We start from the raw sequence: 14,224 nt of genomic DNA, 5'->3' as shown, positions 1-14,224 counted from the left end.
AAAGCGAAGCGGGCAACGAAGTTACGAACCTCACGACGCGCGAGCAATAATACCAATTGGTATAAAATATTACTGCTATGAATTCTAATTTGTCCCCGTGCATAATCAATCTTAATCTTGTTAATTTATATCGTACCAAAACGCCCTATAAAACACTGATTTTCGCCTCAAAAATGAAAAAAACATTAATATCAGGGTTTTTCTTAACCCTTATCGATTATACGCCGATAAAATAGATATCTATAACACCCATAATTAAGGAGTTATTCAAATGGGCATCCAGGAATGGTCGGAAAAGGTATTGCTTGTAACAATCGCACCGGAACCGGATATGTGCGATGAATTGAAAACGATAACCGATATGGTTCGTCAGCGCAAGGGTTGTCGCGTTGTGATTGATTTTTCGGAAGTCGATATCGTGACGTCTTCGAGTCTTGCGCAGCTTCTGCGTCTCCAGAAAATGCTCGATGACAACGGTCAGCAGTTTATAGCCTGCGGAATGAGCAAGCGTACTATGAGCATTTTCAGCGTAACAGGTCTGGACAAGGTCTTCGAATTTGCGGAAGATAAGTTTACAGCTTTGGCAGGAATGCAAATAGTCTCTTAAACGGATTGACAATGTGATTATAAATTGCTAATATTCACGTTTAATATGAATTTAGCATATTGGACAATAAGATGAACAAGCAGTCAGTTGAGCAAATAGAAAAAGCATTAGGTTATCATTTTTCAGACCTTGCACTTTTAAAGCAATCGCTCACGCACGCATCGGCGGCGCAGTCCAAATTAGCCAGCAACGAAAGACTCGAATTTCTCGGCGATTCAGTTCTTGGGCTTGTAATTTGCCAGGCGTTATTTGAAAAATTTCCAGATTACCGCGAAGGCGACCTTACCAAAATAAAAAGCAAACTCGTTTCCCGCAAGACCTGCTCGATGATAACCGCGGAGCTGGATATTGAGGAACTGTTTAAAATTGGCCCTGGTATGCAGAAAAGCAACGCCCTAAAGGGTTCTATCGCCGCGGCAATGCTTGAATCGATTATCGCCGCTATATATATCGACGGCGGTTTCGATATTGCCAAGAAATTCATACTTCGTGTTTTCGGTCCGCTCATAGAGCAGTCCGATGCGGCCGAGCATCAGGAAAATTACAAATCTCTTCTTCAGCAGTATTCGCAGCAGGAGCTTGATGCGAATGTGATGTACGAAATATTGGATGAAAAGGGACCCGACCACAACAAATGTTTTGAAAGTGCGGTCGTCATAGACAAAAAGCGTTATCCAAGCGCATGGGGAACCACAAAAAAGGAATCGCAGCAAATAGCCGCATTTAACGCCCTCGTCGAACTGGGCGTCATCAAACCTAAAATCACCGAATAATACCAAACCGTAATAAAATTTCGCAAATCTTGCCCCCTCTGTTTTTTTTCGAGGAAGAAAAAACTGAAAAATCGGGGGGTAAATTTACTTGCAAAAAGGGGATTTTTGTAGTAGAATTACGAATCTTTACGCCAACGTAGCTCAACGGTAGAGCTCCGGTTTTGTAAACCGGGGGTTATCGGTTCGAATCCGATCGTTGGCTTTTTTTATTTCCGGCTTAAAAAAGCCCGATAAATACTCAATAAAAAAGCAAATCTTTCTTGACCCCCTCGGTTTATCATATATATAATTGCTTGTTTCCGGAATTTTGAAATTTTGCCCCTTAAAAGGGGTTTTTTACTTTACGGAGTACCCTTAGGGGTCTCTTTATGGAGAAAGAATGGTAAAAAGCGCTATAGAAAAGGCAAAGGCACTCGTCGAAGCGATGGAGTATATCCGTCTGTTCCGCGGCAAAATCGTCGTTGTCAAACTCGGCGGAAGCGTACTGGACGACCCCGTTTTGCAGAAAAGGCTGTTAACTGACGTTGTCTTCATGGCGACCGTCGGTATCCGGCCAATCCTCATTCACGGCGGCGGAAAAGCCATCACAAAGGCGATGAGCGAGTCCGGACTCGAACCCCAATGGGTTCAGGGCAGACGATACACCGACGAACGCACAATGGCAATCGCCGAGCATGTGCTTGTTCACGATATTAACGCTTCGATATGCAATACGATAAAGGGCATGGGCTGCGAAGCGATGGCGATGCACTCGTTGAGCAGTTGCGTACTTTTCGCAGACCCGCTGCGGTTCACAGATGAGCAGGGCAGGAAAATTGATTTGGGCCTTGTCGGCGATGTGAAAAATGTAAACGCTCAATTGCTCAAAACCATCTGCGCAAGCGGCATAATACCTGTTATCGCTCCGGTCGCTATCGACAGAGGCGGCGGAAAATTAAACGTCAACGCAGACAGTGCGGCAGGCAAAGTCGCGGCGGCGGTCGAAGCGGAAAAATTCGTGTCCGTCAGCGATACCAATGGCATCCTGACAGATATCAAAGATTCAGACAGCGGAATCTCCAGCGCAACGGAAGCCGAGATCAAGAAGATGATTGAGACCGGCGTTATCAGCAGCGGTATGCTGCCGAAGGTCGAAGCCTGCTTAATTGCTCTTGAAGGCGGCGTTAAAAAAGCTCACATTATCGACGGTCAGATTCGTCATTCGCTGCTGCTGGAAATTTATACCGAAGAAGGCGTTGGAACGCAGATTGTAAAATAAACCAGAACATAGAACTTAGAATATAGAAGGTAAAAAAATAAAATGGAAACACAAGAAGTAATTGAAATGTTTAATCAGTATGTTATTGGTAATTATTCACGTTTGCCGCGAGTTATTACAAAGGGCAAAGGCAGTTATATATACGACCTTGAGGGCAAGAAGATTCTCGATTTGTTCCCCGGCTGGGCGGTAAGCGGAATCGGCCATTGTCATCCGAAGGTTGTAAAGGCCATTCAGCAGCAGGCAAAACTTTTACTGCACATGGATAACACATTTTACACAGAGTTGCAGGGCAATCTTGCGAAACTGCTTAGTGACCGTGCGTTTGGCGGCAAATGCTTTTTCTGCAACAGCGGCGCAGAAGCGAATGAAGCGGCTCTAAAGCTGGCGAGAATTTCAACTGAAAAGAAAAAATATAAATACATCACAACGTTCGGCAGTTTTCACGGCAGAACATTCGGCGCGATGACTGCGACGGCTCAACCGAAAAAATTCGAGCCTTTCCAGCCTGTTGTGCCGGGCTTTGTTTATGTTCCATTCGACGATGTTGACGCGTTGAAAAAAGCGTTCGATGATGAAGTGGCCGGCATTATGATTGAGCCGATTCAGGGCGAGGGCGGCGTGCACGTTGCTTCGGCAGAGTATATGCGAGCCATTCGCGAGCTTTGCGATCAAAGTGGCGCCAGAATGATTCTTGACGAAGTGCAGACCGGAATGGGACGCACGGGCAAATGGTTCGGCTATCAGCATTTCGATGTTGTGCCGGATATTATGACGCTGTCCAAGACACTCGGCGGCGGCGTTGCTATCGGTGCGATGATGGCAAAGCCTGAAGTGGCGGCTTCGCTTGTGCCGGGTACTCACGCTTCGACTTTCGGCGGAAACTGCATTGCCTGCGCCGCTGCGATTGCGACCGTTGAGGCGATTGACGAAGAAGGCATGATTGAAAATTCCGTGAAGATGGGACAACACGCTGTCGAAAAACTTAACGGCCTGAAGGGAAAATACAGTAATATAATCGAACACGTCCGCGGCAAAGGCCTGATGATCGGCATTCAGCTCAAATCGCCGGGCGCGGAAATCGTCGCGAAATGCCTTGAAAAGGGCTTGAGAATTAATTGTACGCAGGATACTGTTTTACGTTTTATGCCCGCTATGAATGTTACCGCTGCTGAAATCGACAAGGCCATTAGTATTCTGGATAAAGTTCTGAAAAACGTAAAATAAAAATAATAGTCTCTGTGTTCCGCCGCAAGGCGTCCTGCGGATATGTGAACTCTGTGGCTAAAATAATGTTTACTCTGTGGCTAATGGTGTATGATGAAAGACTTTTTATCGATTAGCAGTTGCCAAACAGAAGAGTTGCTTGAACTTTTGGAGTTGAGCGACTCTCTCAAGAAGTTTTACAAGAAGGGTAATCGGGACCTCTGTCTTGCCGGCAAGAGTCTTGTTATGCTTTTTGAAAAGCCGAGCTTGCGGACGCGGATGAGTTTCCAGATTGCGATGTCGCAGCTTGGCGGCAGTCCGATTTATGTCAAGCCCGAAGACATTGGCGGAATCGGCAAACGTGAACCGATAAAAGATATGGCTCGTGTTCTCGACCGTATGGCCAACGGCATTATGGCTCGCACTTTCGCGCACGACACTGTTGTTGAGCTTGCTAACTATGCCAATATTCCCGTCATCAACGCACTGACGGACTGGTCGCATCCGTGTCAGGCGATGGCGGATATTATGACGGTTCGTGAACATTTTGGAAAACTCGAAGGCGTGAAAATCGCATATATCGGCGACGGCAATAATGTTGCGCGTTCACTGGCGTTTGTCTGCGCGAAGCTGAAAATGAAATTAGTTATTGCTTCGCCGAAAGGTTATGAGCTTGATAACGAATCAGTCGTGCGTACAAATGAAATTACTCCGGATACAACAACGCAGATGAATAGTCCCGCGCAAGCGGTTAAAGATGCCCAGGTGATTTATACTGACACATGGGTCAGTATGGGGCAGGAAGATGAAAAGCAAAAACGCATCGCTGATTTTCAGGGCTTTGCTGTTGACGCAAAGCTTTTGTCTTTGGCTCCTGATGCGAAAATTATGCACTGCCTGCCGGCGTATCGCGGCCTGGAAATTTCTGATGAAGCGATGGAATGTCCGAACTCGATTGTTTTCGATGAAGCGGAAAACCGCCTGCATTTCCAGCGTGCGCTTTTAAAGAAACTTTTGAGCTAAAAAAGATAGTAGAGAACTACTCTCACCACAGAGGCACAGAGTTCACAGAGGTAATATATATAAAATGAAAGATTATGATGAATTATCAGGCAAAGTGATAGGTTGTGCGATAGAAGTTCATCGAAATCTTGGGCCGGGTTTGTTGGAATCTGCGTATGAAAGGTGCCTTTCATTTGAATTGTTGGCTAACAATATACATCATACAACTCAAAAGGCGCTTCCTGTAAAATATAAAAATATACCTCTTGATTGCGATTATCGAATAGATTTGTTAATCGAAGATAAGTTGATTGTCGAGTTAAAATCTGTTGAGACGATTGTGCCAATACACGAAGCACAAATTTTGACATATATGAAGTTGGCCGATATTCACACAGGCCTTTTAATAAATTTTAATGTTCCGCTTTTAAAAGAAGGCATCAAAAGATTTATTTTATAATCTCTGTGTCCTCTGCGTCTCTGTGGTGAAAAATAAAAAATTATTCTCTTGGTTCTTTAAATGGGAAAAACTTCAAAAATCTTGGTCGCTACAACCAATCAAGGCAAGCTCAAGGAATTATCCGAGATGCTCGATTTTAATGTTGAATGGCAAAGTCTTGCGGATTTTCCGGGCGTAACAGAAGTCGAAGAGGATGGCAAAACTTTCGCTGAAAATGCGCGCAAAAAAGCCCTCGGATACGCAAAGCAGACCGGCCTTTGGACGCTTGCGGATGATTCAGGGCTGATGGTTGACGCTCTCGATGGCGCACCGGGCGTAAACAGCGCAAGATTCAGTTCGGTGGTTAGCCCTGCCAACACTTTGGCGGGGTCAGAACATAAAAACAGAACACTGCTCGACCATAAAAATATGGCCAAACTTTTGGACATGCTCAAAGATGTGCCGGATGAAAAACGAACCGCCAGATTTGTTTGTCATTTGTGTCTTGCCAGTCCTGAAAAATCGCTTATCGAAACTTTCGGTACCATCGAAGGCGTGATAATCCGACAAGAGCAGGGCACAAATGGTTTTGGATATGACCCGGTTTTTTACGTTCCGGATATGAAAAAGACAGTTGCGGAGCTTGCTTCAGATGAAAAAAATAAAATTTCACATCGTGGTCAGGCCATAGAGAATCTAAAACCTCTGCTTCAAAAATTACTATAAAAAAAATGGCATTTCCCCTTCGCGCGGGAAATGCCATTGTTCTAAAAAAACCCTTTCAAAATAAGGTTACCAATTGTAATACGGGTATGGTCCAAATGGTGTTGGAAAATTAGTATGCGGACCCGTATTAGGTGCAAAAATCGCCAGAAGTACCATAGAAATCAGTATAAAACTGATTATCGCAGCAGCCCAAAACGCTTCATTGTGAAATAAATTGTGAATACTGTGTTCGTGTCTTTGCATTTTGCCATCCCATTCTTTTAATAACATATTCATATTACACCTCCCATTCATTAAAAATATACGAAATAAAATTCGGGTGTGTTTGCAAAATTAGCATTTTTTTGAAAAAAATAAGGGGTGATAAAAAATCATTTTTCTTGACAATATTGCCATTAATCTGTATTTGTCCATATCTTATGGCAAAAAATACTTCAAAAGAATCATCGGGAAAGAATCTTGTTATTGTTGAATCGCCGGCCAAGGCGAAAACTATAAATAAATATCTTGGCAGCGATTTTATCGTCCATGCGTCGATGGGACACGTCCGCGACCTGCCTTCAAAGGGCATCAGCGTTGATATAGAGAACAATTTCGAGCCTACATACGAAATCACTGCGGGCAGAAAAAAACTTGTCGCGACTTTGAAAGCCGAGGCCAAACATTGCAAGCGGTTATATCTGGCGACAGACTTGGATCGCGAAGGAGAAGCCATCGCATGGCATCTTTCGCAGGTGCTCGGCGTCGATGACGAAAAAACAAATCGTGTGGTTTTTAACGAGATCACAAAAAAGGCAATCGAACAGGCGTTCGCCAATCCAGGCAAAATCGATATCGATAAAGTTATGGCCCAGCAGGCGCGAAGAATACTCGACCGAATCGTGGGCTATCAGATTAGTCCGCTGCTCTGGAAAAAAGTTGCGCGAGGGCTTTCAGCAGGACGCGTGCAGTCTGTCGCCGTGAAAATAATTGTTGACCGTGAACGCGAAATTCGCGCATTTGTTCCGGTCGAATATTGGCTCATACCCGCTGTGTTCACAAGTCAGATTGCCAAACAAAAAGAATACTCCGAACAATGGCAGGAATTCACACAGGCCAAAGACGAAAAAGATAAAGGCCCGACGCTTGCCCAGCAGCAAGAATGGCTCGCAGAACGCAGTTCATTCAAAGCCGATCTGGCAACCGTTGACGGAAAACCTTATGCGGCGGATAACGCCGAGCAGTCTAAAAAAATTCACGAGGCCTTGCGCAACGCGAATTTTGTCATCAGCGATATTCAGGTGAAAAGTTCGAGTTCACGTCCGTCGCCGCCGTTTATTACATCGACGCTTCAGCAGTCTGCGTCGAATCGTATGGGCTTCGCGGCCAAACGAACAATGCGAATCGCCCAGCAGTTATATGAAGGTATAGACCTCGGCTCGATGGGTGCTTTGGGTTTGATTACTTATATGCGTACCGACAGCACGCATCTTTCGCCTGACGCGGTAAATGAGGCGAGAAAATATATCGGTAATAATATCGGCGCGAGTTATGTGCCCGAAAAACCGAACATCTACGCATCCGGCAAAAATGCCCAGCAGGCTCACGAAGCTATCAGGCCGACAGATGTTGATATCGTGCCCGAAGATATAAAAGATTTGCTCACGGAAGAGCAGTTTAAATTGTATCAACTGATTTGGCGAAGGTTTATCGCTTCGCAAATGGCAGCGGCGCAATGGAACACGACGACGCTTGAGATTGCAGCCGATACGTCTGTTGGTAAATGCACTTATAAGGCGCAGGGACGCGTGCTTGTGTTCGACGGCTTTACGAAAGTCTGGTACACAGGCTCGGCTGAACAGCAATTGCCCCCGTTGAAGCAGGGCGATAAGGTTGCCGCGCTTGATATTAATGCGGAGCAGCATTTCACAAAACCGCCTGCCAGATATAACGAAGCATCGCTTGTTAAATCGCTCGAAAAGGAAGGCATCGGCAGACCAAGTACTTATGCGTCGATTATCAGCACCATTCAGGACCGTGGCTACGTCGAACAGCTTGAAAGACAATTTCATCCGACGGACATCGGCGAAGTTGTTACAGATAAATTGAGCGAGTTCTTCCCGAAAATTATGGATATGGCGTTCACACGTTATATGGAAGAGCAGCTCGACAAAATTGAAGAACAGCATTTGAACTGGATAAATGTTTTGAACGAGTTTTACGGGCCGTTCAAAAAAGACCTCGAAAACGCCGGCAAGGAAATGGTTCACGCAAAAGCCGAAACTACGCCGAGCGAATATAAGTGTCCCAAGTGCGATAAAGAATTAGTTTACAGATTTGGCAAGAACGGTAAGTTCTTGAGTTGCTCGGCTTATCCTGATTGCAAGTTTGCGTCGCCTTGTGATAAGGCCGGCAAGATGATTGTCGATGAAGTAACAGAACATAAATGCGATAAGTGCGGCAAACCAATGATTAAAAAAAACGGCAGGTTCGGCGCATTCTTAGGCTGTTCGGATTATCCGAATTGCAAAACCATTATGAAGATTGACAAGACTGGCGCAGTTCTTCCACCGGCACCACCGGCCGAGCCGACAGGCATAAAATGCTATAAATGCCAGACTGGCGAGCTTGTGATACGTCAGAGCAAAAAGGGGCCGTTTATGGGATGCAATAAATTCCCGCGGTGCAGAACGATTGTCAGTATGAAAAAAATCGACGAGTTGAAAGATTTGCAGGCCAAAGGCCTATGGCCGCCGAAGAATCTCGAACAAGCGGACCAACTGCTCGGCAGAGAAAAGAAAACTGCCGCGAAGAAAACCGCTAAACCGACCAAAGATAAAAAAGAAGCAGCAGAGTAATACTTGCCTGTATTACTCTGCGTTTATTGCAGGCGTTTAGTTTGCCGCTTTTTTGAACAGTCCGACATCTTCAACCGTAAAGCTGTTATTTGGGTCTTTGCTGTATTCTTTTAGATATGGCGAATATGTTTCCACGGCAATTTTATCTTCGGCAGGAACAAACTTCATTAGCCGAAGCCATCCATTTCCGCCGTTTTCTTTCATCTGATAGTTGGCCAGAATTTGTGTTACTTTGGTTTTGTCATCTGAATAGCTGGTAAGTTTTCCGTTGCCGTCGCCAACAACGTGGCCGCTAAGAACGAGGAAAATGTTGTTGTGTCTGCGAACAAATTTTTCCCACATATCCTCACCATCGTTGGCTTCTTTCAGATAGTCATGGGGGTTATGGTTATCGCCTGGACTAAGCCTGGTATCGTCATTATTCATATATCCGTGTGTAACTACTATTATATGCCTGTCTGCGTATTTTTCGGCAAGCTGGTTCGCCCAGTCGAGCACTTCATCACGCGGGCCGAACTCAAGGCACAGAACCATTATTTTTTTGCCGGCAGATTCGAAAAAATAATATGAATTTTCAGACTGATTGTTCAGGCTGCCGCCATACCATTTTTTGTTTGCGATTCTTTTTGTTCCGAAATATTTATTAAAATTATCCGAATTTCTCTTGTTGTGTTTGTAATCTACGCAGTCGTGGTTTCCTATGGCTATGCAGTAAGGTATTTTATTCTTATCAAGAACTGATATGGCCTTGTCAGCATTTTGCCACTGGTATTCAATGTCATTATTAACGATGTCGCCTTCCTGAACTACACATAACAATTTTAATGCAACTGCATTTTTTGCTATCCAGTTAGTCTGGGCAAGAAAAATATTAGGGTATTTCTCCGAATAAATCTGTGTATCCGGCAGCACAGCTATGGTGAAAGAATCGGATTTTAGGGAGGATTTTTCGCGAGTGTCGCAACCGAACAAGCAGAACATTGATAAAATTACGATTACATAGAAATTTGTTTTAGCTATTTTGTGCATTTTACCTACTTTCTTTTTATATAAGGTGATAAAAAAAAACGAGCAGTCGCGCCCGGTGAAGAAACGCTAACTGCTCGCAGGAGGAGGAAGAAGAAGATTTCATTATTTTATACTTTATATTCGGCGATTTGTTCGACTTTACATTAGAAAATTATTAACAAATTCAAGATAAAAGAAAGCATTTTATATTTTTGTCCAAAAATTCGTGTTAAACAGGGATATTTATCTCTGGACAAACAATACGAAAAGTTGTATCGTGCTATTATTAAAGAAGTTATAGCTGTGAAATAATGTTAAATTTCGGTAGCGTTTTATCCGAAATGATAGCAGTTTTAAAGATGCAAATAACAAAAATGCTGTTAAATTAAAAATGGTGATATTCAGATGTCGTTGGATAATGAAGCAATTAGTTCAGATTCAAAACCGATTGAAACCGTAGAGCCTATTGGTAAACGAGTTCTTATTCGCAAAGACGAAGATAAAAAAGAAACCAGAGGCGGTATCAAGCTGCCGGACAATATTGAGATTCCAACGATAACCGGCAGGGTGGTTGCAGTTTCTGCGGAGGTCGAAAATATGCCCGAGATACCGCTCAAGCAATACGACAAAGTTTTGTTTAATCCCAAAGGCGCGATACCGGTTGATTTCGAAGGGGACAATAGATTGTTTGTTGTTGAAGTTGAAAGTATCGTGGCGGTTTTCAGACGGTCCTAAACGCCGGCGTTATTTTCGCTTTTGCAAAGTTCGGCTGTCGAAGATTATTCAATATTAATCGGCAGTGTGATTTTGAATGTCGAGCCTTTTTGTTTTTCACTTTTTAATGTAATGTTTCCGCCGAGAAGTTTTGCCAGCTTTTTGCTTATCGTCAAGCCCAGACCTACTCCGCCATATCTTCTGGACATGGTTCCATCTTCCTGAACAAACGATTCGAATATTTGTTCGTGAAATTCAGACGCGATACCTATTCCTGTGTCTTCCACTTCAAAAACGACAAACATATTTTCGCCGCGTTCAATAGTTGAGATGTTTACAAAGACGTGTCCATTTTCGGTGAATTTAATCGCGTTGCTGACAACATTTGCGACACATTGTTTCAACCTGTCTGAATCGGTTGAGATGTTTTCAGGAAGTTTGCCGGATATGTTGATTTTGAACTCGAGTTTTTTTTCGTCGGCAAACGGCCTCATCATATATTCAAGCTGTTCGATTATTTTGTTTAGAGAACACTGCTCGATTTTCAGATTTATTTTTTCAGATTCGATTCTGGAAAGGTCGAGGATATCACTGATTAAAAGCAAAAGGCGCTGCCCGCCGCTGTAAATCAGCTCGGCATATATTTTTTGCTCGTCGGCAAGTTCCAGCATGAGTATTTCGCTGAAGCCTATTACGGAATTTAACGGCGTTCTCAATTCGTGGCTCATAGCCGCCAGAAAGTTATTTTTGATGGAATTAGCTTTTTGAGATTCGAGGGCTAATTCTGTGGTTTGTTCGGTTTTGATTATCAGCGCTTCATTGCTTCTGCGTAAATTTTCTTCAGTTTTCTTGTGGTCGGTAATGTCGAATATGTAATGCAAATATAAATCGTTAGTGAGCGGAATCCATCTGCATTCGTACCATTTGCCCTCGTGTTCTATTTCGCTTTTTTTGCTATTATTGGAGTTGAAAGCGTCGGCGACAAGGCAAAACGGACATGGTTCGCGGCGCTGCGCGAAAGTTTCGTAACACTTTTCGCCGGGGATTGCGCCGGCTTGTCTGGCGGCGGCATTGGAATATACTATCTGGCGTGCATCCCTCCTTAGAATCATCGCCATGCAGGGCAGATTCTCGAGAATGATGTTAAGCATAGACGAGTCATACTTTAATAAATCAGTAGTTGCCGAGTTTTTGTTTTCTTCCAACATAACTCTCTCATAGATAGAATATTTTTATATCGGTAATTTTTTCAGATAAACTTAATCTATTATGAGATTTTTAATGAGTTTTTTTAAAAAAATTGCCGGCAGCTTTTTAAAACTGCCGGCTGTCTTCCAACCTTCCAAATGTGTTCCTGCTAAACGCGTTAAGCAATCCGGGGACCTGGCGCTTAACACGGGGCATCTCAATAAGAGTAATCTTTAATTAAATAACCGCTTTCGCCACAGATACGTTGCGCCCAATCCGAGCAAAGTAACTGTTAATGGCTCCGGGACAGGATCGTCCGGCGTATATGGGTCGTCTGGATTATCCGGGGTATCCGGCGGTTCATCCATAGTGCTTACAGAATTAGTATATGTGTCGCTTCTCGGATATAAAGATTCCGGGCCGACACTGACCTGCGGGTAATCCGTTGCGGCAAACGCATACTGGTCGCGCTCGAATACAGCAATAACAATCTTCGGGCCGTCAACCGTCAACTGCGTCCTGTTAGCAGATGGGTCGCTTACATCGCCAAGCCAGGTTACAAATTTATAACCTGTTTTAGCAACAGTAGATACGGTAACTGTTTCACTGACGCCATACGAATGAACGCCAATTCCCGGCCTCATTTCGCCCGCACCGGCCGGACTTTCCTGCACAAGCACAGAATAATTACCCTGTGCCATTGTTACGCTGTAAAGGCATAACAGCAAGGAACTTACAAAACCCCCATAGTTCAGTCTCATTTTTTACCCCTAAAAATAGTCACATTACACTTCAAGTTATTCAAAATTGTTTCCTTTTCATAAGCGCAGTATCTCTATGTACTTAAATTCAAGATGCTAAGGAGGTGTATTGGCGCAACGCCTTCGGTCTATACATACACCCAATATACAATTTTGCTGTTTTCTCTAACCCCAAGTGATAACTGATGCTCAAATCATTAAAGCAAATATAAGCCGAAAAGTCAAGTTGATTTTGCCTATTTTAACACGGGACCCGCATTAGTCCTCTAATAATGAGGGTTTGAGATTGAAAAGGGCGAAAATAGGCAAAAATTTTTCAGTTTGAAATGTTTAATTGTTATGGAAAACTGTCTAATAAGCTATTACTATTACGCGCAAGTGCCAATATTATTCCAGCAACACAAAATAAGAAGTTATGGCCGATTTAGTGAAAAATAAGAAGACGCACGTTTTATAAAAAATCTGACACAACTTCATATCACAAAAGCAATTATCAAAATTTTCATTTTTCCTGTTTTTTGCCAAAAACAGTGTTTAAAATGCGCAAGTAATCGGCAAAACATCAAAAAAATACTTAAAATCCTTCTCAAAAATCGAAATTATTGAAAATTCGCAAAATCAGCGCAAGTCTTCGCTTGCGCAAAATTTCAAACATACTACTAATAGTAGTCAGTAGCCAGTAGCCAATAGATAATGCGAGTTTTCACTTTAAATTTGCGCAAGGCGCAAGTTTCGCAAACAAAAAAAATTACAAAACGACAGCAGAACGCACTGGAATAAGATAAATTAATATAAAATGTCAACGAAATCATAAAAAATAACAAAAATTGAAAATAGCGGTTCGTGAAACCTGCGTAAATTTGCCGTAGCCATCCCCTCTGAATTTAATTTTCAAGGATTTTTTATAGCCACAAAGGCACTAAGACACGAAGAAAATTTAATTTTCAATCGCTGGTCCAACCTGCGGCGGACAAGTTTCAAGGATTTCACTGTGCATAGATTTTTATTGAATGTGGAAAGATAAACAAAGTTTTAAAGAGGAAAATTGTTGAGTTTGGTTAGGGAAGTAATATAATCAACGAACAATGAGAGTAGAAAGAAAAAAAGAAATTTTGTGTTTTTTTCAAGAGGCCTTCAGAAATGATCAATGACCTGAAAGGTATGCGGATTTTCTTAGGTTCGCCGTCAGAAGACCTTAAAGAGGAACGAAATAGGTTTCAATATACTGTTTGTAAGTATAATTCAAGAATTTGCAATTCTAAAAAAGTTTTTCTGCCCGTATTATGGGAATATACTTCAGGGGGGCATGGTGAACCACAAGGCCAAATTAACATGCATTTGGATTTATGTGATTATGCTGTTTTTGTGTTCTGGAAAACGCTAGGTAGCCACAACGATGATCCCAACTTTGAAAGCGCGACTATTAGAGAATATAGAAGAAGTATTTCTTTATTATCACAAAAAAAACTTTTAGGTGTCGTTGTGTGCTTTAAACAAATCCCGTCAGAATTAACGCAAGATCCTGGTGTTGAATTAAAAAAAGTATTAGACTTTAAAGTGTCCATAAAAGATGAATGCAAATATATAGATTTTGTAAACGTTGATAGTTTTGAAGTTAAAATACAGGATCAATTAATAGACTGGCTCAATCCTCAAGCAGGGATTCAAAATGTTGGTGATATTCAAACTTTTTAAATAGAAAAAC

Annotated in this window: 14 protein-coding genes and 1 tRNA gene; 11 read left to right on the top strand and 4 right to left on the bottom strand. The window is 42.7% G+C overall.

Going from position 1 to position 14,224, the window contains the following annotated elements; translation table 11 throughout:
* The first annotated feature begins 271 nt into the window (after window positions 1-271).
* The 8 genes from LLF92_05975 (at window position 272) to LLF92_05940 (ending at window position 6,011) form a co-directional block, all read left to right on the top strand.
* Window positions 272-607 carry an STAS domain-containing protein gene (locus LLF92_05975; protein ID MCE5340660.1) on the top strand — a complete coding sequence of 112 codons (336 nt, stop codon included), beginning with the start codon at window positions 272-274 and terminating at the stop codon, window positions 605-607.
* A 71-nt stretch (window positions 608-678) separates the two neighbouring features.
* Entirely contained in the window at window positions 679-1,380 is a 702-nt protein-coding gene (rnc, locus tag LLF92_05970; protein ID MCE5340659.1) for a ribonuclease III, read from the top strand.
* Window positions 1,381-1,510: 130 nt separating this feature from the next.
* Window positions 1,511-1,582, top strand: a tRNA-Thr gene (locus LLF92_05965).
* Window positions 1,583-1,759: 177 nt separating this feature from the next.
* On the top strand, window positions 1,760-2,638 hold the full coding sequence (argB, locus tag LLF92_05960) for an acetylglutamate kinase (GenBank protein MCE5340658.1): 879 nt from the start codon (window positions 1,760-1,762) through the stop codon (window positions 2,636-2,638).
* Between the two features lie 42 nt (window positions 2,639-2,680).
* A complete protein-coding gene (locus tag LLF92_05955; protein ID MCE5340657.1) occupies window positions 2,681-3,865 on the top strand; it encodes an aspartate aminotransferase family protein in 1,185 nt (394 codons plus the stop codon).
* Between the two features lie 90 nt (window positions 3,866-3,955).
* The gene (argF, locus tag LLF92_05950; protein ID MCE5340656.1) at window positions 3,956-4,867 is read left to right on the top strand and encodes an ornithine carbamoyltransferase; all 912 of its coding nucleotides are present in this window, start codon (window positions 3,956-3,958) and stop codon (window positions 4,865-4,867) included.
* Window positions 4,868-4,931: 64 nt separating this feature from the next.
* A complete protein-coding gene (locus LLF92_05945) occupies window positions 4,932-5,306 on the top strand; it encodes a GxxExxY protein (GenBank protein MCE5340655.1) in 375 nt (124 codons plus the stop codon).
* A 60-nt stretch (window positions 5,307-5,366) separates the two neighbouring features.
* Window positions 5,367-6,011 carry an XTP/dITP diphosphatase gene (locus tag LLF92_05940; protein ID MCE5340654.1) on the top strand — a complete coding sequence of 215 codons (645 nt, stop codon included), beginning with the start codon at window positions 5,367-5,369 and terminating at the stop codon, window positions 6,009-6,011.
* Between the two features lie 66 nt (window positions 6,012-6,077).
* On the opposite strand, the gene LLF92_05935 is transcribed toward LLF92_05940, so the two are convergent.
* Window positions 6,078-6,287 (bottom strand): hypothetical protein, encoded by a 210-nt coding sequence (locus LLF92_05935; GenBank protein ID MCE5340653.1) that lies wholly within the window; start codon window positions 6,285-6,287, stop codon window positions 6,078-6,080.
* Between the two features lie 143 nt (window positions 6,288-6,430).
* On the opposite strand from LLF92_05935, the gene topA reads away from it, so the two are divergent.
* Complete coding sequence (topA, locus tag LLF92_05930) at window positions 6,431-8,848, top strand: type I DNA topoisomerase (protein MCE5340652.1); 2,418 nt, start codon at window positions 6,431-6,433, stop codon at window positions 8,846-8,848.
* Between the two features lie 36 nt (window positions 8,849-8,884).
* On the opposite strand, the gene LLF92_05925 is transcribed toward topA, so the two are convergent.
* Entirely contained in the window at window positions 8,885-9,877 is a 993-nt protein-coding gene (locus LLF92_05925) for a metallophosphoesterase (protein MCE5340651.1), read from the bottom strand.
* A gap of 384 nt (window positions 9,878-10,261) precedes the next feature.
* Here LLF92_05925 and LLF92_05920 point away from each other — a divergent pair, with 384 nt between their 5' ends.
* A complete protein-coding gene (locus LLF92_05920; protein MCE5340650.1) occupies window positions 10,262-10,591 on the top strand; it encodes a co-chaperone GroES in 330 nt (109 codons plus the stop codon).
* 44 nt (window positions 10,592-10,635) lie between these two features.
* On the opposite strand, the gene LLF92_05915 is transcribed toward LLF92_05920, so the two are convergent.
* Window positions 10,636-11,778, bottom strand: a complete 1,143-nt coding sequence (locus tag LLF92_05915) for a hypothetical protein (protein MCE5340649.1) — start codon at window positions 11,776-11,778, stop codon at window positions 10,636-10,638.
* Window positions 11,779-11,991: 213 nt separating this feature from the next.
* Window positions 11,992-12,519, bottom strand: coding sequence for a PEP-CTERM sorting domain-containing protein (locus LLF92_05910; protein ID MCE5340648.1), 528 nt, complete (start codon window positions 12,517-12,519; stop codon window positions 11,992-11,994).
* A 1,140-nt stretch (window positions 12,520-13,659) separates the two neighbouring features.
* Here LLF92_05910 and LLF92_05905 point away from each other — a divergent pair.
* Window positions 13,660-14,214, top strand: coding sequence for a DUF4062 domain-containing protein (locus LLF92_05905; protein MCE5340647.1), 555 nt, complete (start codon window positions 13,660-13,662; stop codon window positions 14,212-14,214).
* Window positions 14,215-14,224: the final 10 nt, after the last annotated feature.

Source organism: Planctomycetaceae bacterium, from assembly GCA_021371795.1.
GTDB lineage: Bacteria > Planctomycetota > Phycisphaerae > Sedimentisphaerales > UBA12454 > UBA12454.
Note: the sequence above shows the minus strand (reverse complement) of the source record. Positions and strands in the feature narration are given on the sequence as shown.